General features: G+C 29.1%; 22 protein-coding genes and 1 riboswitch. Of the genes, 7 read left to right on the top strand and 15 right to left on the bottom strand.

The annotated features are described in order from the left end of the window. Nucleotides 1-96 precede the first annotated feature (96 nt). Nucleotides 97-1,548, bottom strand: coding sequence for a TrkH family potassium uptake protein (locus O0R46_RS01540; RefSeq protein ID WP_269311851.1), 1,452 nt, complete (start codon nt 1,546-1,548; stop codon nt 97-99). Between the two features lie 12 nt (nt 1,549-1,560). Beyond that, a complete protein-coding gene (gene trkA / locus O0R46_RS01535; RefSeq protein ID WP_269311850.1) occupies nt 1,561-2,916 on the bottom strand; it encodes a Trk system potassium transporter TrkA in 1,356 nt (451 codons plus the stop codon). Nucleotides 2,917-3,103: 187 nt separating this feature from the next. Here trkA and O0R46_RS01530 point away from each other — a divergent pair, with 187 nt between their 5' ends. Continuing rightward, nucleotides 3,104-3,805, top strand: a complete 702-nt coding sequence (locus O0R46_RS01530; protein ID WP_269311849.1) for a PepSY domain-containing protein — start codon at nt 3,104-3,106, stop codon at nt 3,803-3,805. 6 nt (nt 3,806-3,811) lie between these two features. Continuing rightward, nucleotides 3,812-4,393 carry a manganese efflux pump MntP gene (locus O0R46_RS01525; RefSeq protein ID WP_269311848.1) on the top strand — a complete coding sequence of 194 codons (582 nt, stop codon included), beginning with the start codon at nt 3,812-3,814 and terminating at the stop codon, nt 4,391-4,393. Nucleotides 4,394-4,459: 66 nt separating this feature from the next. Here O0R46_RS01525 and trxB read toward each other — a convergent pair whose 3' ends face one another. The 9 genes from trxB to O0R46_RS01480 all read right to left on the bottom strand — a co-directional run bounded on the left by trxB (nt 4,460) and on the right by O0R46_RS01480 (nt 13,426). Continuing rightward, nucleotides 4,460-5,386 carry a thioredoxin-disulfide reductase gene (gene trxB / locus O0R46_RS01520; protein ID WP_269311847.1) on the bottom strand — a complete coding sequence of 309 codons (927 nt, stop codon included), beginning with the start codon at nt 5,384-5,386 and terminating at the stop codon, nt 4,460-4,462. Nucleotides 5,387-5,532: 146 nt separating this feature from the next. Continuing rightward, entirely contained in the window at nt 5,533-6,795 is a 1,263-nt protein-coding gene (locus O0R46_RS01515; RefSeq protein WP_269311846.1) for a DNA polymerase Y family protein, read from the bottom strand. Between the two features lie 118 nt (nt 6,796-6,913). Then, nucleotides 6,914-7,714: a hypothetical protein gene (locus O0R46_RS01510; RefSeq protein WP_269311845.1), complete on the bottom strand. Its 801-nt coding sequence runs from the start codon at nt 7,712-7,714 to the stop codon at nt 6,914-6,916. Between the two features lie 227 nt (nt 7,715-7,941). Continuing rightward, a complete protein-coding gene (locus tag O0R46_RS01505; RefSeq protein ID WP_269311844.1) occupies nt 7,942-8,409 on the bottom strand; it encodes a dCTP deaminase/dUTPase family protein in 468 nt (155 codons plus the stop codon). Between the two features lie 4 nt (nt 8,410-8,413). After that, complete coding sequence (locus tag O0R46_RS01500; RefSeq protein ID WP_269311843.1) at nt 8,414-9,616, bottom strand: FprA family A-type flavoprotein; 1,203 nt, start codon at nt 9,614-9,616, stop codon at nt 8,414-8,416. A 227-nt stretch (nt 9,617-9,843) separates the two neighbouring features. Continuing rightward, nucleotides 9,844-10,839: an ATP-binding cassette domain-containing protein gene (locus tag O0R46_RS01495; protein ID WP_269311842.1), complete on the bottom strand. Its 996-nt coding sequence runs from the start codon at nt 10,837-10,839 to the stop codon at nt 9,844-9,846. Then, nucleotides 10,839-11,534 (bottom strand): GTP-binding protein, encoded by a 696-nt coding sequence (locus tag O0R46_RS01490; protein ID WP_269311841.1) that lies wholly within the window; start codon nt 11,532-11,534, stop codon nt 10,839-10,841. Before O0R46_RS01490 ends, O0R46_RS01495 begins: the two co-directional genes overlap by 1 nt. A 25-nt stretch (nt 11,535-11,559) precedes the next feature. After that, nucleotides 11,560-12,627 (bottom strand): ABC transporter substrate-binding protein, encoded by a 1,068-nt coding sequence (locus O0R46_RS01485; protein WP_269311840.1) that lies wholly within the window; start codon nt 12,625-12,627, stop codon nt 11,560-11,562. A 397-nt stretch (nt 12,628-13,024) separates the two neighbouring features. Next, entirely contained in the window at nt 13,025-13,426 is a 402-nt protein-coding gene (locus tag O0R46_RS01480) for a thioesterase family protein (RefSeq protein WP_269311839.1), read from the bottom strand. A gap of 180 nt (nt 13,427-13,606) precedes the next feature. On the opposite strand from O0R46_RS01480, the gene dcd reads away from it, so the two are divergent. Next, entirely contained in the window at nt 13,607-14,137 is a 531-nt protein-coding gene (dcd, locus tag O0R46_RS01475) for a dCTP deaminase (protein WP_269311838.1), read from the top strand. Nucleotides 14,138-14,219: 82 nt separating this feature from the next. After that, nucleotides 14,220-14,333 carry an IS3 family transposase gene (locus tag O0R46_RS10205; RefSeq protein ID WP_422763599.1) on the top strand — a complete coding sequence of 38 codons (114 nt, stop codon included), beginning with the start codon at nt 14,220-14,222 and terminating at the stop codon, nt 14,331-14,333. Nucleotides 14,334-14,389: 56 nt separating this feature from the next. Here the strand turns inward: O0R46_RS10205 and ribH are convergent, their stop codons facing one another. From ribH to ribD, 4 genes are read right to left on the bottom strand one after another with little or no spacing between them, the layout of a single operon-like run. Continuing rightward, nucleotides 14,390-14,851 (bottom strand): 6,7-dimethyl-8-ribityllumazine synthase, encoded by a 462-nt coding sequence (gene ribH / locus O0R46_RS01470; RefSeq protein ID WP_269311837.1) that lies wholly within the window; start codon nt 14,849-14,851, stop codon nt 14,390-14,392. Between the two features lie 50 nt (nt 14,852-14,901). Further along, nucleotides 14,902-16,101 (bottom strand): bifunctional 3,4-dihydroxy-2-butanone-4-phosphate synthase/GTP cyclohydrolase II, encoded by a 1,200-nt coding sequence (locus O0R46_RS01465; protein ID WP_269311836.1) that lies wholly within the window; start codon nt 16,099-16,101, stop codon nt 14,902-14,904. A gap of 12 nt (nt 16,102-16,113) precedes the next feature. Next, nucleotides 16,114-16,788 (bottom strand): riboflavin synthase, encoded by a 675-nt coding sequence (locus tag O0R46_RS01460; RefSeq protein ID WP_269311835.1) that lies wholly within the window; start codon nt 16,786-16,788, stop codon nt 16,114-16,116. Next, the gene (gene ribD, locus O0R46_RS01455; protein ID WP_331275606.1) at nt 16,773-17,870 is read right to left on the bottom strand and encodes a bifunctional diaminohydroxyphosphoribosylaminopyrimidine deaminase/5-amino-6-(5-phosphoribosylamino)uracil reductase RibD; all 1,098 of its coding nucleotides are present in this window, start codon (nt 17,868-17,870) and stop codon (nt 16,773-16,775) included. Before ribD ends, O0R46_RS01460 begins: the two co-directional genes overlap by 16 nt. A 130-nt stretch (nt 17,871-18,000) precedes the next feature. Continuing rightward, nucleotides 18,001-18,112, bottom strand: a riboswitch (FMN riboswitch). Between the two features lie 193 nt (nt 18,113-18,305). On the opposite strand from ribD, the gene nadA reads away from it, so the two are divergent. Genes nadA through nadC form a run of 3 tightly spaced genes read left to right on the top strand, consistent with a single transcriptional unit; the run spans nt 18,306 to nt 21,293 of the window. Then, the gene (nadA, locus tag O0R46_RS01450) at nt 18,306-19,181 is read left to right on the top strand and encodes a quinolinate synthase NadA (RefSeq protein ID WP_269311834.1); all 876 of its coding nucleotides are present in this window, start codon (nt 18,306-18,308) and stop codon (nt 19,179-19,181) included. 2 nt (nt 19,182-19,183) lie between these two features. After that, complete coding sequence (locus O0R46_RS01445; protein ID WP_269311833.1) at nt 19,184-20,458, top strand: L-aspartate oxidase; 1,275 nt, start codon at nt 19,184-19,186, stop codon at nt 20,456-20,458. Next, nucleotides 20,436-21,293, top strand: coding sequence for a carboxylating nicotinate-nucleotide diphosphorylase (gene nadC / locus O0R46_RS01440; RefSeq protein WP_269311832.1), 858 nt, complete (start codon nt 20,436-20,438; stop codon nt 21,291-21,293). Before O0R46_RS01445 ends, nadC begins: the two co-directional genes overlap by 23 nt. Nucleotides 21,294-21,555: the final 262 nt, after the last annotated feature.

Genomic DNA, 21,555 nt, shown 5'->3' with positions numbered 1-21,555 from the left:
TTTTTTTATACCTAGTTTTCTTAAATTTTCAGTTAGTTATCTTTATTTGTACCATAATATAATGATGTAAATACCAATAAATTTAATTTATTTTATTTAAAATCTTCTTTTTAATATCCTAGGACTGAATAGCAAGATAATTGGGAAAATTTCCAATCTACCTATTAACATATCAAATATTAATATTATCTTCGAAAAATCTGAAAATGAAGAAAAATTTCCTACAGGCCCACATATTTTTCCTAAACCTGGTCCTACATTATTTATACAAGTTATTACTGAACTCATATTTGTTTGAAAATCAAAATTATTAATAGATATCAATAAAAAAGAAAATAGTATTATAAAACTATAAAGTATTAAATATGCAGATATACTTCTTAATGTACTATCATCAATAACTTTCCCCTCAAAGCTTATATTATTAACTGATCTAGGGTGTATAATTTTCTTTATTTCACTTTTCATATACCTAAATATTATCAATACCCTTGAAACTTTTAAGCCTCCTCCAGTAGAACCTGCACATGCACCTATTATCATAAGCAATATTAATATTGCTTGAGAAAAGCTAGGCCATAGATTAAAGTCAGCAGTCATAAATCCAGTAGTTGAAATAACCGTCACTACTTGGAAAGACGCATATCTAAACGCCTTTAACACTGATCCATATACACTGTATGTATTAATTGTTATCATAGTTGTGGCTATAATTATTATTATTAAATACCATCTTAATTCTTCACTCTTAAATGCTCTGCTGAATTTTCTAAGTAATAGTAAATAAAATATATTGAAATTTATTCCAAAAAATATAGTAAATACTGTAATCACACCATCTATATATGCACTATCAAAATATTTCACACTATTTGACTTATTAGAAAATCCTCCCGTACCTGCTGTTGAAAATGCATGCATCAAACTATCAAAAAATGACATATTACCAAACATTAAGAATACTACTTCTAAAAGAGTCATTACAATGTATATAGTATATAATATCTTAGCTGTTTGCTTTGTTTTAGGAACTAACTTATCAACTGATGGACCAGGTACTTCTGCTTGCATTATATTCATAGTACTACTACCAACTAAAGGTGTAATAGCCATCACAAATACTAATACTCCCATTCCACCAATCCAGTGAGTAAACGACCTCCAAAATACAACACCTTGTGGTAAATCCTCTATGTTTGTGAGTATAGAAGAACCGGTCGTTGTAAATCCTGATACTGTCTCGAATAGAGCATCAATTACACTAGGTATAGATCCTGTAATTATAAATGGTAATGAACCTATTATAGAAAAACAAATCCAAGCCATACCTACTATTAATATTCCATCTTTAGTAAATAAGTCCGATTTCCTCGGTTTCTTTATAGTTGTAATAAATCCTATGATTGTAAATACAATTGCAATTATTGCAATTTGCATAGATGTCTTGTATTCTCCATATACTAGAGATACCAAGGATGGTACAAATAATAGCAAACCTTCTATCTTTGCTATACTCATTATTACATAAATCATCATTTCATAATTCATCTTTTATAACCTCTATTCTATTATATCATCTATATCTAATATATCTAAATAAGAAGTAACTATAATCACATCGTCCCCGTTTTCTATTGTAGAGTTACCATTTGGAATAATTATCTTTCCTTTTCTAACTATACAACCTATAAGTAAATCTTTTTTTATAGATAGGTCTTTTAATTTTTTTCCCACAATTTGGCATGCTCCATTAACAGTGAATTCCAATACTTCAATCTTTTCATCTACAATTTTATACATACTATTTAATTTACTGGCATATGAATTATTCATAGATCTGACATATCTTACAATGATAGTGGCTGTTATATCTTTAGGAGAAATAACTGTATCTAAATCAAAGTTATATACCATATTTTGAAATGTTGATTGACTTACTTTTGTAATTACCTTAGATATATTTTTTGTATTTGCATACATAGATAAGAGTATGTTTTCTTCATCTATACCTGTAAGAGATACAAATGCCTCTGCTTCTTCTAAACCTTCTTCTTCTAGTAATTGTTGATCAGTACCATCACCATATATTACTTCTACTTTAGGAAGAGATTGTGATAGATTTTTACATGTATTAAGATCTTTCTCAATTATCTTTATGTTAATATTATTTTTTTCTAAGGTTTTACATAAATAGTAAGATATTTTTCCTCCACCTACTATCATTACTGTTCTAATTACTTTTCTAAATCCACCAATCTCTTTTAAGAAGTATTCTAGCTCCTCATGAGAAGCTACTATGCTTAGCTTATCTTTTTCTTCTATTACAGTCTTTCCATTTGGAATAAATACCTTTTCTCCTCTTTGAACTGCACAAATTAAAACATTTATTCTAAATTTTTTTGCTATCTGATTCATTGCCATTCCAGCTAAAGGAGATTCTTTATATATTTTAAATTCAACTAATTCTACCTTCCCCTTGGCAAAAGGTTCTACTTTTATTGCAGATGGAAACCTAAGTATTCTAGACATTTCTCTAGCTGCTACTAGTTCTGGATTAATTACCATATCTAGTCCTAAATCATCTTTTATATAGTTTAATTGATTGTGAAGTTCTGGATTTCTAACTCTTGCCACCGTTTTCTTTGCACCTATTTTTTTTGCTAAAAGACATGAAAACATATTTATTTCATCAGATGAAGTACATCCTATTAATAAATCGGCATTACTTGCTCCAGCTTCTTCCAATACTTCATAATTTATACCATTTCCATTAATACAAGCTATATCTTGATGTACTTTTATTTTATTTATTACATCAGTATTTTTTTCTATTACTGTTACATCATGTTCTTCCAGTGAAAGTTTTTCAGATATTTTTGTTCCTACCTTACCGCCACCGATTATTATGATTTTCAAAACAGCACCTCCTTTAATCCATGTTCAATCATTATAACATACTACAAACTTACTTGTTATAGCTTTTCTTTATATATCTTTATATTTTCTTAAACTATTTTTTTGAAACTTATATTAGTTATAAGCATTCATTTATAATATCATTTACTGTATAATAATATTATAAAATTGAACTGGGAGGATTGAAATGAAATATACAAAAAAAAATATATGTATTGTAAATAAGAAAGTAATTATGATTTCTTTGTCTGCTCTTATATGTATTTCAAGCGTAGCTTGTACAGACAATAAGAAAAAGGATTCGCAGGTCGGAAAAGCTACAGTTGAAAGAACAGAAGATTTTTCTGATGTTAGAATGGCAAAAATTATAGGTCCACAACAAGCAATATTAAAATTTACTACAGCCAATAAAGCTAGTAGCATTATTTCTTTAGAGCTTAAAAAAGTAAATAACAAGTTCTTATACTTTTTAGATGGTGTTACTAAGACTAAGGAAAATCAAATACTTACAATAGATGCTAGCAATGGAAATATAATTAAAACAGAAAATAAAGGTCCATTAGGCAAAGGTAATAATAAATTTATTGATTTTGCGACTACATTAGATCTTAAAGATGCAATTGAAAAAGCTACACCTTACACTAAAGATGCTAATGTAAATATTGTAGAATCTTATTCATTCTACAATAAGGACGGAAAAAACTTATATAAGTTTAATTTTACCAATGCTGCAGAAAATGAAAAGGAATTAATAAAAAAGACTATAATAATAGATGCTGAAACTGGAAAAGAATATATAGAAAGTAAGGATAATAAAAATTCAAAAGAATCTAATAACACTGATACTGAAGATACTAAATCAAAAAAAAGTACACCTACAGGAGAATAATTATTTATGAGATTGTTTGATATTGTTTTGATAGGCACTGGTCTAAGTATGGATGCTTTTGCAGTAGCAATTTGTAAAGGTATGTGCCAGAGAGAAATGAACTGGAAAAAAGCTGGCATTATAGCCTTATTCTTTGGATTTTTCCAAGCTTTTATGCCTTTTATAGGATATTTCCTCGGATCTAAATTCGCAAACTTTATTGCTTCCATTGATCACTGGGTTGCCTTTATTTTATTGGCACTAATAGGTTTTAATATGATTAGAGAATCTAGAGAGGTCAAAACCGAAGAAGAGATATTATGTGATGCAAGTGGAGATTTAAAAATTGACTATAAAGAGCTGTTAACGCTATCTATAGCTACTAGTATAGATGCTTTGGCTATAGGATTCTCTTTTGCCTTATTAAAAATCAATATTTTATTTGCCTGTTCAATTATCGGTTTAATAACTCTTACTTTATCAACTTTGGCTGTCTATGTCGGATTTAGATTCGGTACAAAATATAAAAGTAAATCTGAAATAATAGGCGGTACAATATTAATTCTAATAGGTTTAAAAATTTTATTAGAAGGAATAAGAGTTTTATAAATTATATAAAAGTGAGCTACTAAAAATTTTAGTAGCTCACTTTTATATGTATTATTATATTTTTTATTAATGATTCTCTAATATATATTTTTCTGCCGCATGAACTGCTATAGCTCCATCCGCTGCTGCTGTTATTACCTGTCTCAAAGATTTAACTCTTATATCTCCTACTGCATATATTCCTGGTATATTTGTTTTACAGTCTTCGTCAGTTACTATATATCCTTGCTTATTTAATTCTACAAGATCATTTACTAAATCTGACTGTGGTATACCACCTATAGCAATAAATAATCCATCTATTTCTATTTCTCTCTCTGAATTATCAGTCTTATCTACGGTAATAATAGACTGAACTTTATCCTCACCTTTTATCTCTTTGATTGTGCTATTCCAGACTACTTCGACACCAGAATCAAAAAGTCTAGTCTGGAGAGTCTTATTTGCTCTTAATTCATCTCTTCTATGTATTAGATAAACCTTTGAAGCTAATCTTGACAAATATAAAGCATCTTCAACAGCTGTATCTCCACCACCATTTACAGCTACTACCTTATTCTTATAAAATCCACCATCACAAATTGCACAGTATCCTATACCTCTACCTGCAAGTTTATCTTCTTTATCTAAATTTAATTTTCTAGGTGTAGATCCCATAGATAAAATAACAGTTTTTGTAAAAATTTCATCACTTCCACATATAAGTTTCTTTACTCCGTCTTCCATTATTTCTATTGAATCTACTCCCTTGTAATCTATCTTTGCACCAAACTTTTTTGCATGTTCCAACATGGTATTAGATAGTTCAATTCCATTAGTATCAGGAAGTGCAGGATAATTCTCTATTTCATTTGTAGATACCATCTGCCCTCCATGGAAATTTTTTTCTAATATAAGTGTGTCTAGCTCAGCTCTACCACCATATAAAGCTGCAGTCATCCCTCCTGGACCACCACCGATTATTACTATATCATGTATTAATTTTTCGCTCATAACTTCCTCCTCATATATTTACATATTATATCTATGTAGTTATATATACCACATTTTACTTATATTACTCATATAATATTGTACTATCTATAGTTATTATAACAGCACAATATTAATTTTCATAGACTTTAAAATATGCAATTTTCTTAGAGGTAAACTAATCCATCTTTTTTATTTTTACTTGTACCACCTTCCATATGTTTAAACGATCCATTAACAAAACTTGCTCTTTGTATAGATTCCGTTCCATATTTATCTCTAATAGAATCAATAGCACTATATAGCTTTAATTCTTTTTGATTAAGTTTTTCATTACTTATAATGTCTAAAAAATTTATCTGATCTATTTGTTTATCAAAAATTTTACTAGTAGATACACCTATATGTCTTATTGGTCTTCCATCCCATAAATTATCAAATATAGAGCATGCACATTCATAAATAATAGTTATTGAATTAGTTCCAAACTCCATTTTTTTCTGCATACTATATCTTTTAAAATCTGTGTTTAAAAATTCTAAGCTCACCACTTTTGCTTTCATATCTTTGTGCCTTAGTCTAGCGCAGACAGTTTCTGCCAAGGATAATATTAAATGTTTTGCTGTTTTTCTATCTTCTATATCAAATGCTGTAGTCGTAGAATTACCTATAGATTTTTCTTTTGACCCTTTTTTCAAAAAATCATAACCGTCTAAACCATTTGCATGATTGTATATAATTTCTCCATGTTTATTAAAGTATTTTCGTAAAACAGATATGTTCATATTAGCCAATTCTCCTATATTTGTTATTCCTATATTTCTCAATTTCTTTGAGGTTTTCCTGCCTACAAAAAATAAATCTTCTATGGGTAAAGGCCATAGTTTTTTTTCTATTTCATTTTTAAATAAAGTGTGTGTTTTATTAGGTTTAGAAAAATCGCCTGCCATTTTCGCTAGTACCATATTTTCAGATATACCAATATTTATAGTGAATCCTAATTCTTCATATACCTTCTTTCTCATATTATCAGCACATATTACAGGATCGCCAAACAATCTTCCAGTACCTGTCATATCAATAAAAGCTTCATCTATAGAATATTGATATACATTAGGAGAGTATGTTCTTAACAATTGCATCAATTTTTTTGAGGATTCTATATATAAGTCAAAATCAGCAGCTATTACATATATATTAGGACATTTTTCCCTAGCTGTTTTTATAGATTCACCTGTTTTTATACCAAAAATTTTGGCCACTTCACTCTTTGCTAATACAATTCCACTCCTTTTATCCGGATTTCCAGATATAACAGATGCTACTTTTCTTATATCTAATGCTTTTTTATCACTTCTTAATCTTCTAGCTGCTTCCCAGCTAAGATATGCTGAATTAACATCTATATGAAAAAATACTTTATTGATCATAAAACCCTCCTTTTTCGAACATATGTTTGTTTTTTATTCTATCATATATTAATCTTTTAATCAATTTATTTATAAATAAAAGAGGAAGAACAAATTTGTTCTTCCTCTTTTATTATTTTTATTTATGCTTATTACCATAATGCTTTCCATTATTCCACTTCATATTTTCAATATTCCAATTTCCACTTTCAAAATCATCAATATAATACCTCTCTATATTTGTTCTTAGATCTCCTTTACCTCTGATTATTATATTGTCAGTATTTTCTTTACTAATGTTTTCTCTAATATAGCTATAAGCTTCAGATTCAGGTTTATTGTATAATGGTTTTTCTACTTCTAACCTTTCCGATTCCATATTATTTAAATCTGTATTTACAGTTTCTGATTGCTCTTCATATTGTCCCATTATTTCCACATCATCATTACTGCCTTCAAAGTATTCAAAATCTTCCAGAATAACTCTGACTATTTTATAGTCATCTTCATTTAATAGAATTTCAATACTTGGATTTTTAATAATAAAGTCATTATCTTCTGGCATAATAAATTTTTCATCACTAAAATTAGTATCACCATAATTTAAAGGAGTATTGTTTGATATTTTGCCATCATTTAATTTATTAACTTCTATATTATTCGATGAATAAAGTTTATCATAGTATCTTCCTTTATAATTTATTTTATATGTATTATTATATATTAAATTTTTAGAGTCATCTCTTAGATCTTTATCTATTATTACATTACCATACAGCTCCCTCTCAATTGATTTAAAAGGATACTTTTCTTTCTTTGATTGCTCACTTATTTGATACTTCATCATTTTTGCAAAGTTATTATTTACAATAGCCTTTACCGTAAATATTGATGATACTGTAATCACTAAAGTAGTCATCAGAATTATTACTTTTTTCATTTTTATTTTTCCTATTCAATAATAAAATTATTAACTAAATTTTATTATACCATATATATGACTCAAAAAATACATTATTAAAGCAATCGATTTGCTCCAAGGTTTTTAAACAAAAAAAACGACCTAGTTAAACTAGATCATCTTTTTTGTTTTTAGACTCTTGCTCTTTCGCAACAATACTACTATATTATATCATTTTATAGCTTTTTTTTAAAGTCTAAAAAGATTTATTTTTTTCCCGTAGAGCCTACACCACCTAATCTTTCCTGTGACTTTGGACAATCATCATCACTTATAAGGTATTTAGTAAATATCGCTTGTATTACTCTTTCTCCCGCCTGAATTACTACTTCTTGGTCAGTTAAATTTCTAAGTTTAAAACCAATATTACCATCATTACCTGGATTTGAATAATAGTCTGAATCTATTATTCCAGTGATATTTGCAAGTGCTAATCCTTTTTTCATACCAATCGAACTTCTTACATGTGTACACAAAACTTCATCTTCTTGCATATAAGATTTTATATCCGTAAAAATCACATCAGAACATTCTCTTGGACCTATTTTTATATCTACTGGCGTACAAATATCATATCCTGCGGATTTTGCCGTTCCTCTTTGAGGTAAATTTATTTGTAAATTTGGATGCTTTCTATGTTCTTCTGAAACTAATTCAAAACCTCTTATCTTCATAATGTTAAGCTTCCTTTACAGCTTCAGCTATTTCCTTGGCTAATTGTCTCAATGATTCTATATCATTATCTTCCATAGTTCCTTTTACATCTACCACAGTTGGCATTACTTGGAAATCTCCACCCTCTGAAGCGAAACGAGTTAATTCTTTTATTGCACCGCCACTCCATCCATGTGATCCAAATATACCTAATGCATGATTTTTCATCTTGTTCATTTCAAATGTATACAATAACTGATTCATAGTCGGATATACATCATTATTATAAGTACAACTTCCTAATATAAGTCCTTTGTACTTCCATGCTTCACTTAATATATAAGATACATTAGTTTTAGACACATCAAATACTCTTACATTTTTTATTCCTTCTTCTGCTATAAATCTTGCTAATTGATCTGCCATCTTTTCTGTATTTCCATACATTGTTCCATATGCTATTACTACACCCTCTTCATTAACTTGGTTAGCATATTTAACATATTCATCAATTATTCTCTGTGGATTTTTTCTCCATACTACACCATGTACTGGGCAAATAACCTTTATATCTAAAGCTTTCACTTTTTCTAGTGCTCTAGCAGCTTGCTTAGAATATTTTCCTACTATATTTGAATAATATCTTCTAAACTCATCTTCAAAAAATTCAAAATTCATTTCATCATCAAATACTGTACCATTTAAAGCACCAAATCCACCAAATATATCTTGTGAGAATAATACTTTTTCTGAAGTTTCATAAGAAACCATTGATTCTGGCCAATGTACCATAGGAGTATTCACAAATGTAAGTGTCTTCTTACCTAATTCTAAAGTATCTCCATCTTTTACTTCTAAAAAATTCTTTGGTTCAAAACCAAAGAAATCATTCATCATTGCTCTAGCCTTCTTGTTGGCTACAACTGTAACATTTGGATATATATCCATTATTGTCTTGAAGCAGCCTGAATGATCTGGCTCCATATGATGAACTACTAAATAATCAAGGTCTCTTTCTCCTAAATTATTTCTTAAAGTTTCAAGAAATCCGTCCACCTTAGTTATTTTTACTGTATCTAAAAGCGCTGTTTTTTCATCAGTTATTAAATATGAATTATACGCAACTCCCTCTGGTAATGGCCACATATTTTCAAATAAATTAGTATCTCTGTCATTTACACCCATATAGTATAAATCTTCTAATATCTCTACAGAAACTGTATTCATAAAATTCTCCCTTCATTGTTAGCTTTGATTTAAATCATTTTATCCTTTATAAACAAATTCATAAAATTCCTATTAAATATTATACAATAATTGCAATCTAGTGTCTACAATAGTATTTACAATTATTTTATATAATTTAAACAAAATGTCATCTTATTTTTTATACCCATTTATTTATATGATAATTATTAATATTTAATAAAGTGTATCCATTTTATCTAATTAAACTATAAACTTTCACCATATCTTAAAGCTCTTCTTAATTCTTGTATTTTTCTATCCATATCTTCTAATTCTATTAATTTATTTTTTTCATTTACCGAAGTATTTATAATATTTATGATTGCACCATTATTAATTACTATTCTCTTATCTGCTAATAGTGCAAGATTGGGATCATGAGTAGCTATTAGAACTATTTTATCTGATGAAATGAGTAAATCTAAGGCTTTTTTTCTATCAATTCCTGCATTTTCTATTTCATCTATTAAAACTATTGGTGAAGATGAAAGTATTGCAGTATCAGCAATCATCAAAGCTCTAGACTGACCTCCACTAAGAGCTGTAATTTGTGTATCTATTCTAAACTTTTCACCAGCTAATTTATTTGCTTCTTCTAATATTTTTTCTACGGTCTCTTCTATGTCTTCTACCATTCTACTTCTTGCATGTAATTCTAAAAATTCTTTTACTGATAAATCCATGACAAAATTCATATTTTGAGATAATTGGGCTACTAACTTATTATTAGATGAAAATCTCCATTTTTTATCTGGATATTGGTCGTTAATAAGTATTGTTCTTTTAGTGGGTGTATCATTTTGTGCGGTCCATTCAATATCTGCTAGTAGTCTAGATTTTCCTGACCCTGTCGGTCCTACTATAGCTATCATTTCGGATTTTTTTATGTCTAACCTTTCAAAACCTTCTGGATTCCCCAATTTATCTTGTCCAGGAAGTATTGTCAGTACATCTACAGAGTTTGAAACTTCTATACCTAAAAACGATTTCATTTGTCTAATATACTCTTGCAAATCTATTAAATTTTTATTTAAATCCAGAGCCATATCTTCAACCTCTTCCAAGGTAAAATGATCTAAAAATTCAATAAAAGTTTTATTTTCGTATCCACTAATATCTAATTTGTTTTCTTCAAAATACGATTCCACAAAAGGATACTTTTCTAAAAGCTCATTAATTTTTAGTATTTCAACTTCTTTCATTATCTATCCTCCAAATCCATTTTTCTAACATTTCCCATTTGAAATTGTTCTCCTATTCTAGTTTCTCCTAGACAGTAAGAACATAAAGCCGATGGCATAGGGAATCTTAATTTCATACCCTTTACACTATCAATTTCCTTTTCTTCGTCCATTAAAAGTGTACTTAGTTCATAAGTGCCTTGTCCTGTAAGCCCATTTACATGCATCGTTATTGCTGTAGGATTGACAGAGTTTACCTTTGAAGAAAATACTTCTCTTTCAGCTTGAGATACAATATCTCCCTTTGTAATCACCACAATATCTGCAGCCTTTAGCATAGGACCTATTTTTTTGGGTGTATTAATCCCTGATAGATTATCTATTACACAAACTCCTTTTATTTCCTTTATATAAGGAGAACATCTATTGCATAAACCCGCCGATTCTGTTATCAATAAGTCTAATTTATTATCAATACCCCATTTAACTACTTCTTCGATATTAGAAACAAAAAAATGATCTGGACAAAGTGCTCCAGATAAACCCTTTCTTACTGGTATTCCAGCCTTTTCATAAAGTATATCATCATCTGTATAAAGACAATCAAATTTTACTACTCCTACTTTTATATCTTGCCCTTTTAAAGCTTCTATTGTTTTTAATATTACACTTGTCTTTCCTGATGAAGGCGGTCCAGAAAATACTATAAGATTCATATTTATCCCTTTCTATATTCATATGTTATTGTGCTATTTCTCTATTAAATTTATTCTCAATTTCTCTAATTAGAGCTCCTATATCAGTTGAATGAATAAAGTCCCAACCTACCCATTTAAATTTTTTTTCCTTTTCTAAACCATTATCTACATATTTGTTAGTTGAAGGGAATTTTCCATTTGCTGAAAATATTTTTCCGACTTCTTTTGACATAAAAAAGTCTATTATCGGTTGTGCCTTTTCTTTATTTGATTTCTTTGACATCATAAATATTGGACTAATTACTGCCCCATCTTCTGGCCATACAGCTACAGTGTCTGTTCCTTGTATCATCTGAGTAAAGAAATACGGTATTATACTTACAGCTGGTTCTTTGTGTTTACCTGTACTTTTTGCTTTTACCATTTGTGCTGGATGAAGACTCTTCATATATGATCTTGCAAGATTCGAAATTCCCTCCATACCATATTCTTTATACAAACTTACTACTAATGCATTAAATAAATCCAGGTCTCCCATAGGTATGGCAACTGAATCTTCAAATTCTGGACTAAGTATATCTGTCCAGTTTTTTGGAAACTTTCTATTTCCTAACTCTTTTTTGTTTACTAAAAAAACAGCTGGCACAACACCTGTAATTAGATATTTTTTCTGTGGATCTCTAAGATCTAGATATTCATTAGAAAAATCCTTATTAAACTCATTTGTGGCCGCTTCAAATATATCATTCTCCATATACTGACCCATTAACTCTTTATCAAAGAATAAATCAAAGCCTGCTGACATCAAAACATCTGGTATCATATTAGGATTTCCAGTTTTTACTTGATCTTTTATCCAATCTAGACCTAAATTTGCTGATTGGAGTTCATATCCTATAGAATAGTCAAATTTGGATTTATTATCTTCTAACCAAAATTCAAAACTTTCTAGAAGAGGTATTCTAATTGGACAAGGTAGAACTCCTTCAACATTTATATCTGCTTTTTTATTTTTATTATCCTCTATTAATAGATTATCCACACTATTGCTTTGACTTTCTAAAAATGTTAGAAATCTTTTTTCATACAATTCAACATTCATTTTTTTCATCTTGAGTGCCGTAGAAAGATTGACTTTATTAGCCATTATTTCAAAAGACTTTCTATCTTTTAGATTTTCAAAACCATTTGAGATTAGAAAATCTAATGCTTTAGGATTTTTTCTATTATATCTGCTATTTTGTCATTTATTGAAAAATATTTATTCATCTTTTGCTCCTCTTTATTAATTTAATATATTATTTAAATTTGTGATTTTATTTTTTAACTTTTAATTTTAATGTTTTTTTTTAATTATATTCTTTATATAAAATTTATATATCTTGATATTATAATTTTTTAATTTTGCTTTATATAATATATATTATAATCTAAAGATGAAAAAATAAATTGCAAATGCAACAAAAAAAGAAAAAGACGGAATTTAATCCGTCTTTCAAAATAAATTTTTATTTATTTTTTGCTTTTTCAATTTTAGCATTTACATTAGCAAGAAATTTATCATTTTCTATAATAAATCTTTCATGAGTTCCTTCACCAATCAAATCTAGCTCGTCATAGCATGTAACCTTGAAGACCAATCTGGATCTATCTATTTCTACTAATTCACACTCACATCTTACATTCATACCTATTGGTGTAGCTGCCTTATGCTTAATATTTACGGAAATTCCAACAGTTCCTAGTCCATCTTCTAAATGTTTCTGTGCACAGAATTTACAAGTCATTTCCATAAGTCCAATCATAGATGGAGTCGAATATACATCTAATCCACCACTACCTACTGCAGCTGCTGTATTTGTATTATCTACCTTTGATTTTTCTTCGTGTTTTATGCCTACTTCTAACATTTTATTCCTCCTCATATGTTATATATTTTTTACTATTATTTTACAAACAATTATCAATCTCTTAATCATAAGTTTACCCCAAATACTATTTAATGTAAATGATAAATAGGAGGTTACTTATAGTCCCACTTGTGATAAAATAAAAACATAAAATAAAGATAATTATATGGAGGTCAGAAAATGATTTTATCAGGAAAGGAAATCCTAAAAAATATAGAAAATAAAAATATTATCATAGAGCCTTTTGATAAAAAAAATATAAATCCTAATAGCTACAATCTGACACTAGGAAACGAATTATTAGTCTATGAAAATGACGAGTTAGACATGAAAATTCTAAATAAAACTAAAAAAATCGTCATTCCTAAAGAAGGTCTTCTATTAGAACCAAATAAATTATATTTAGGTAGGACTAATGAATTTACTAGTACAAATAAATTCGTACCTATGTTAGAAGGTAGATCTTCAACGGGTAGACTAGGTTTATTTATACATGTTACGGCAGGATTTGGAGATATAGGCTTTGCTGGCTATTGGACGCTTGAGATATTCTGCGTTCAGCCTATAAGAATCTATCCAAATGTACAAATTTGCCAAATATATTATCATGATATACTTGGTGAATACGATCTTTATTCAAGTGGAAAATACCAGCATAACAAGGGTATACAACCTTCACTTATGTACAAGGATTTTGAAGAAAAAGAATAAATAAAATAAAAATCCCCAATTCTGATATCTACCCTTTTTACTGGACAAACCTGTAAGGAGGGTATTTTTATGAAATATAATTATGAATTCAAAAAATGAGTACATATATTATTACAATAATGAGCGAATTCAATACAAAACAAAATGGATACCCCCTACAAAATATAGGAAGCATCCAATGTTTCTAACTAATTAAATATTGTGTCCAGTTTATTGGATACACATCAACCTAGGGGAATTTGATTTTATTTACTATATGTTATTTATTAGATTAATCATTTCTATAGCCCCTACAGCTACATCATATCCTTTATTTCCAGCTTTTGTGCCCGCTCTTTCTATAGCCTGTTCAATATTTTCAGTAGTTACAACGCCAAACATTACTGGTATACCTGTATCCAAAGATACATGAGCAATTCCCTTTGAAACTTCACTACAAACATAGTCATAATGTGAAGTATTTCCACGTATTACAGCACCTAAGCAAATCACAGCATCATATTTTCCGCTTTTCGCCATTTTTGAGGCTACAAGTGGTATTTCAAATGCACCTGGTACCCAAGCTAAATCTATATTCTCATCTGCTACATCATGTCTTCTTAGTGCATCTAATGATCCATCTATCAACTTTGATGTAATAAACTCATTAAATCTTCCTGCTACAATACCAATTTTGGCTTCTTTTGCAACTAAATTACCTTCAAATACTTTCATTTTAATTCCTCCATTTATTTTTCAAATATTATATTATGTCAAACTTTCAATTATAGAGCCAGTATATGACCCATTTTTTCTTTTTTAGTATGTAGATAAAATTCATCATGCTCATTTGCCTGTATTTCAATTGGTACTCTTTCAATAATTTCCATACCGTAGTCAGATAGTTGATATACCTTATCTGGATTATTTGTAAGAAGCCTAAGTGTTTTTGCTCCCAAATCTTCCAAAATCTGAGCCCCTATAAAATATTCTCTTAAATCACCAGCAAATCCTAGAGCATGATTTGCTTCTAATGTATCCATTCCTTGATCTTGTAGGGCATATGCCTTTAATTTATTAACTAGACCTATTCCCCTTCCCTCTTGACGCATATATAATAATATTCCTCTTCCTTCTTTCTGTATTTGTTTCATAGCAGCTGCAAATTGTTCTCCACAATCACATCTACAAGAGCCAAATACATCTCCTGTCAAGCACTCTGAATGAACTCTACAAAGTAGGTTTTTACCATCACCTATATCCCCTTTTACGAGTGCAATATGATGTTCTCCATTTATTTTATTTATGTACACATGAGCCTTAAAATCTCCATATTTAGTAGGCATATTTACCACACTTGAACTTTCTACATGTTTTTCATTCTTTTTTCTATATTCTTGTAATTTTTTTATAGTTGTAAATTTTAAACCAAATTTCTTTGATAATTCTATAAGCTCTGGCGTTCTCATCATTGTTCCATCTTCTCTCATTATTTCACAACAAAGTCCAACTTCCTTTAGTCCAGCTAATCTCAGCAAATCAACTGTAGCTTCAGTATGACCATTTCTTTCTAATACTCCATTTTTTTTAGCTTTAAGTGGAAACATATGTCCTGGTCTACGAAAATCCTGTGCTTTTGCATTTTCATCTACACAAGCTCTAGCAGTATATCCCCTCTCCTCAGCAGATATACCTGTAGTAGTGTTTACATGGTCAATAGAAACTGTAAATGCTGTCTCATGATTATCTGTATTGGTAGTTACCATCTGCTGTAATCCTAATTTTTGACAATATTCTGCACTCATAGGCATACATATAAGACCTCTTCCTTCTACTGCCATCAATGTCACATTTTCAGTAGTGGCAAACTCAGCAGCACATATAAAATCGCCTTCATTTTCTCTATCCTCATCATCCGTTACCAACACACACCTACCTGCTTTTAAATCTTCTAAAACTTCTTTTACACTGTTAAATTCAAACATTTTTTCCTCCTATTAAAAACCATTTTTTAGTAAAAATTCCATATTTATATTTGATTTATTATTTAAGTTTTGATTTTTTATACTCTCCATTGCATCTACTTGAAAATTTAATAATTTTTCTATATATTTTCCTATTGAGTCATTTTCCAAATTTACCTTATCTCCTACTTTTCTATGGTTTAAAGTAGTATATGTAGATGTATGAGGTATAATAGAAACGCTAAAATTATCCTCTTCAAGCTTTGCTACAGTAAGGCTTATACCATCTATAGTGATTGACCCTTTTAAGATAATATACTTCATTATCTGCTTTTGAGTTTCTATCTGATACCATATTGCATTATCGTCTTTTTTTATAGATTTTATTATTCCTAATCCATCTATATGACCGGATACAATGTGTCCTCCAAATCTTCCTCCTAATTGCATAGCCCTTTCTAGATTTACTTTTGAACCTATAGATATATTAGCCAAGGATGATCTATCCATTGTTTCATGCATTATATCGACTTGAAATTCATCTTTTATAAATTTTGTAACTGTTAAACATACACCATTTACTGCTATAGAGTCACCTAATTTTACATCTTCTAACACTGTTTTTGCTCCTATGTATAAAATCTGTGATTTAGGTCCTTTTTGTATATTTCTAATAGTTCCTATTTCCTCAATTATTCCTGTAAACATCCAAAAACCTCGCTTTCTAACAATATATCATCACCTAAAATAGTAATTTCAGGTCTAGATAAATTAAATGCTTTATTTGGATTTTCTATACCACTTCCTCCAACTGGACTCTTAGCATTTAAACCTCCAAAAATTTTATTTCCTATATATATTTGAACTTTATCTACTATATTAGAATTTAGAGCAGACCAATTTAATCCTGAACCACCCTCTATCACAATAGAATCTATTCCCATCTTGCCTAGTTCGACAATTAGAGATTTTAAATTTATTGAATCTCCATCATTTGTTTGTTGTAATATTTGGCATCCATACTCTTCTAATTCCTTTATTTTTTTAACATCCTTAGATTTTGTGACTATAATTGTCTTGTAATCATTGGACGTTTTAACTATATTTGATTTTATTGGAATCCTTAAATTAGAATCACAAATTATTCTAATAGGATGTACAGGATCTTCGCATCTGCAGTTAAGAGTGGGATCATCTGACAAAACTGTTCCAATTCCAACCATTATGGCCATATACTTTTTCCTATCTTCATGTACTTTATTTCTTGCTATTTTACCTGTTATCCACTGAGATTTTCCACTATAACAAGCGATTTTACCATCCATAGTCATAGCATACTTTAAAATAATATATGGCTTTTCCTTATTTATATAATTAAAAAATACTTGATTTAATTTATTGCATTCATCTTCCAACACACCACATACCACTTCTATACCAGCATTTTCTAAAAGTTTAACTCCTTTACCTGCTACTAGTAAATTAGGATCCAATGACCCTATTACCACTTTTTTTATTCCACTTTCAATTATTACATCAGTACATGGCGGTGTTTTTCCATGATGGCAACAAGGTTCTAAATTTACGTAAATAGTTGCTCCTTCTAAAGATACTTTGGCACTATTTATAGCTTCTCTCTCCGCATGATATTCACCAAATCCTTTATGGTACCCACAAGATAATATTTCTGAATCTCTAACTATTACAGCACCTACTAAAGGATTTGGATTTACCTTTCCTATTCCTTTTTTTGCTAAGTCTATAGCCATATTCATATAATATTCGTCCAATATTTACACCTCCATATAAAAAAGCCCTGAATTAAATTCAGGGCTTGATAATGCGAAATTTCTCAAATAAATATAGTAAAATAAAAACTGAAATGTATAAAACATTTCAGAGCAAATAAACTATATAATACTACTTCTTCTTTCATCCAGACTTTACTGTCGGCTTTGGAATCTAACCAAATCTGCTTTCGCTCGCGGGCTTTACCGCCGGTAGGGAATTTCACCCTGCCCTGAAGAATAATCTATTAAATTAAGTTCATTTTAGCATAGCAAAAAAACGTTGTCAATAAATTGTTTTTATTTTAATTTACACAATATAAAATTCTACATTTTATTGTATATTTATGTGTCTTGACACTAATTAAAAACATATGTTATACTCTAGTAAAATAAGCAAAGGAGAAAAGAACGTTGAAATACGATTATTTACAAACTTTGAAAAAAGAAAAGGATGCAGTCATTTTAGCACATTACTATGTTGATGAAGAAATTCAAAAACTATCAGATTATGTGGGTGACTCATTTTTTTTGGCCCAATTAGCTACAAAATTAGAAAATCCCATTATTGTAATGGCTGGTGTAAACTTTATGGGCGAAAGTATCAAAATACTGAATCCAGATAAAAAAGTTTACCTAGTAGATCCAAAAGCTGATTGTCCTATGGCTAGAATGGCAGATATAAAGGCTATAGAAAATATAAGAAAAGAATATGATGATATAGCTATTGTTTCATATATTAATTCTACTGCTGAGATAAAGGCACACTGCGATGTTTGTGTAACCTCTTCAAATGCAGTAAATATTGTGAAAAAGCTAAAAGAAAAGAATATATTCTTCTTACCTGATAAAAACTTAGGTGCATATATAGCAGAATTTGTACCTGAAAAAAATATAATTTTAAATGATGGATACTGCCCTGTTCACAATAAAATAAGTCCTCAGCAAATATGGGAATACAGAAAAAAATACAAAGATATATATGTTCTCGCTCATCCTGAATGTCAAAAATCTGTTCTTGACTTAGCAGATTATATTGGTAGTACAAAAGGAATTATAGAAAAAGTAAACGAACTTGACTCAAAAGATTTTCTTATTGTCACTGAAGAAGGTATCAAGTCTGAATTGAAGAAAAGATACCCTGATAAAAAATTCCATTTCTTAGAGGATTTTACATGTAAAGATATGAAAATGCTAACAGTTGAAAAATTAATAGACTGTATAGAAAAAGATAATAATGAAGTATTTGTAGATGAAAAAATTGCTAAGTTGGCAATTAAACCACTCAATATGATGATGAAACTAGGTGAATAAAATTGAAAATATTGGAATATGATGTAGTAGTAATAGGCTCTGGAGTTGCTGGAAGCATAAGTGCCTTAGAGCTAGACGGAAATAAAAAAGTAGCACTAATCACAAAAAAGAAACTCAAAGACTGCAATTCATATTTAGCACAAGGTGGCATTTGTACAATGCGAGATGACTATGACAAAGATGATTTTATAAATGACACCCTAAAAGCTGGACATAATAAAAATAAATTAGAAGCCGTAAAAGTTATGGTTGAGGAATCAAGAGACGCCATAAATAGCCTAATAAATTATGGTGTAGATTTCAATAAAGAAGAAAATGGACACTTGGCTTATACAAAAGAAGGTGGTCACAATAAGGCAAGAATTGCTTTTTGCCAAGATCAAACTGGCAAATGGATTATGGAATCACTAATTCAAAGATTAGCTGAAAGAGAAAATATTCATATATATGAACAATGTACATGTCATGACATTATTGTTCAAGATTCAAAGTGCATAGGCGCTTACTGTACTTTACATTTAGAAGATTTAGCTTTTATAAGTTCAAAAACAATATTGGCAACTGGTGGTTTGGGCGGTGTATATAAAAACACTACTAACTTCAAACATATACAAGGAGATTCCATAGCTATAGCTCTAAAAAATAATATAAAACTAAAGGATATTTCTTATATACAAATTCATCCAACAGCTTTTTATGAAGACAATGACGACAGAAGATTTTTGATTTCTGAATCTGTAAGAGGTGAAGGTGCTCTATTATTTAATCATAATAAAAAAAGATTTATTGATGAGCTTCAGCCAAGAGACATAGTATCAAAAGCAATACTAAATCAAATGGATAGTGAAAAAGTTGGTTATGAATGGCTTGATATGACTTATGTAGAACAAGATATAAAAGTAAGGTTTCCCAATATATATAACTATGTAAAAAATACTGGTATTGATCCTAAAAAAGACTTAGTCCCTATTGTACCAGCCCAACACTATACAATGGGTGGTATAGATGTTGATTTATATGGAAAAACTTCTATGAAAAATTTATATGCTGTTGGTGAAACAGCTTGTACAGGTGTACACGGAAAAAATAGGCTCGCTAGTAATTCTCTACTTGAAAGTGTAGTATATGGAAAAAGAGTTGCCCTAGATATCAATAAATCTGTATTAGAGAAATATTATCTAAATTTAAATAAATTCAAAAAAGAGAAATTAAATTATGATATTTCCAGCAAATACATTAAGGAGACTATAAAAAATGATAGATTATTGCATGCCTAATAATTTTTTAATTGATAAGCACATAAAAAAATCTTTGGCAGAAGACATAACAAATGAGGATATCTCTACAAACTCTATATATAAAAATGGAGAAAATGCTACGATAGACCTTATAGCTAAAGACAATGGTATAATAGCTGGAATTGATATATTTAAAAGAGTATTTGAAATAATTGATTCGAATATATCCTTTAATATAAAAAAATTTGACGGAGACTCAGTTAAAAAATCAGATCTTATTTTAACTATCACTGGTGACGTCAAAACTATATTGATGGGAGAAAGAGTCGCACTAAATTATCTTCAACATTTAAGTGGTATAGCTACTACTACAAATAATATAATAAAAAAATTAAATGACCCTAATATAAAAATACTAGATACAAGAAAAACTACTCCCAGTATGAGAATTTTTGAAAAATACGCTGTAAAAATTGGCGGTGGATATAATCATAGATACAATTTATCAGATATGATTATGCTCAAAGATAATCATATAGCTGCCGCTGGTTCAATAAAAGAAGCTATAAAAAGAGCTCGTGACTACTCTCCTTTTATAAAGAAAATAGAAATTGAAACAGAAACTCTTGATATGGTAAAAGAAGCCATAGAAAATAATGTAGACATAATAATGCTAGATAATATGTCCATAGACGATATAAAAAAAGCAATTAAGATAATTGATAAAAAAGCAATAATTGAATGTTCCGGTAATGTAGATATAAATAATATTTCAAGATTTAAGGGCCTTGATATAAACTATATCTCGAGTGGGTACATAACCCACTCCTCAAAAATTTTAGATATCTCTATGAAAAATTTAAAAATTATATAATTACAAAAACACAGCAGATTAATTCTGCTGTGTTTTTTATTAATAAAAAGTCTACCAAAAAATCTTGCTCATTTGTAAAACTATAAGTCTAACTTACTCACTTTGTCAAAATATAATAAATTTTCTAATATTTTATATAGGTACAGTTAGTGGAGACTTTATTTTTTATTAACACTAAACACCTAAAATTTATTACTGTTATTTTGTTGACAATACAGTTGCTATATAAGATATAACTCAATTATGAGATATTTTTCAGCAA

The organism is Peptostreptococcus equinus (assembly GCF_027125355.1).
GTDB lineage: Bacteria > Bacillota > Clostridia > Peptostreptococcales > Peptostreptococcaceae > Peptostreptococcus > Peptostreptococcus equinus.
Note: the sequence above shows the minus strand (reverse complement) of the source record. Positions and strands in the feature narration are given on the sequence as shown.

Bases quoted from the DNA above. Each gene is read 5' to 3' on its own strand.
- O0R46_RS01540 (WP_269311851.1), bottom strand. From the start codon at position 1,548: ATGAATTATGAAATGATGATTTATGTAATAATGAGTATAGCAAAGATA.
- O0R46_RS01530 (WP_269311849.1), top strand. From the start codon at position 3,104: ATGAAATATACAAAAAAAAATATATGTATTGTAAATAAGAAAGTAATT.
- O0R46_RS01525 (WP_269311848.1), top strand. From the start codon at position 3,812: ATGAGATTGTTTGATATTGTTTTGATAGGCACTGGTCTAAGTATGGAT.
- trxB (WP_269311847.1), bottom strand. From the start codon at position 5,386: ATGAGCGAAAAATTAATACATGATATAGTAATAATCGGTGGTGGTCCA.
- O0R46_RS01515 (WP_269311846.1), bottom strand. From the start codon at position 6,795: ATGATCAATAAAGTATTTTTTCATATAGATGTTAATTCAGCATATCTT.
- O0R46_RS01510 (WP_269311845.1), bottom strand. From the start codon at position 7,714: ATGAAAAAAGTAATAATTCTGATGACTACTTTAGTGATTACAGTATCA.
- O0R46_RS01505 (WP_269311844.1), bottom strand. From the start codon at position 8,409: ATGAAGATAAGAGGTTTTGAATTAGTTTCAGAAGAACATAGAAAGCAT.
- O0R46_RS01500 (WP_269311843.1), bottom strand. From the start codon at position 9,616: ATGAATACAGTTTCTGTAGAGATATTAGAAGATTTATACTATATGGGT.
- O0R46_RS01495 (WP_269311842.1), bottom strand. From the start codon at position 10,839: ATGAAAGAAGTTGAAATACTAAAAATTAATGAGCTTTTAGAAAAGTAT.
- O0R46_RS01490 (WP_269311841.1), bottom strand. From the start codon at position 11,534: ATGAATCTTATAGTATTTTCTGGACCGCCTTCATCAGGAAAGACAAGT.
- O0R46_RS01485 (WP_269311840.1), bottom strand. From the start codon at position 12,627: ATGAAAAAAATGAATGTTGAATTGTATGAAAAAAGATTTCTAACATTT.
- O0R46_RS01480 (WP_269311839.1), bottom strand. From the start codon at position 13,426: ATGTTAGAAGTAGGCATAAAACACGAAGAAAAATCAAAGGTAGATAAT.
- dcd (WP_269311838.1), top strand. From the start codon at position 13,607: ATGATTTTATCAGGAAAGGAAATCCTAAAAAATATAGAAAATAAAAAT.
- O0R46_RS10205 (WP_422763599.1), top strand. From the start codon at position 14,220: ATGAATTCAAAAAATGAGTACATATATTATTACAATAATGAGCGAATT.
- ribH (WP_269311837.1), bottom strand. From the start codon at position 14,851: ATGAAAGTATTTGAAGGTAATTTAGTTGCAAAAGAAGCCAAAATTGGT.
- O0R46_RS01465 (WP_269311836.1), bottom strand. From the start codon at position 16,101: ATGTTTGAATTTAACAGTGTAAAAGAAGTTTTAGAAGATTTAAAAGCA.
- O0R46_RS01460 (WP_269311835.1), bottom strand. From the start codon at position 16,788: ATGTTTACAGGAATAATTGAGGAAATAGGAACTATTAGAAATATACAA.
- nadC (WP_269311832.1), top strand. From the start codon at position 20,436: ATGATAGATTATTGCATGCCTAATAATTTTTTAATTGATAAGCACATA.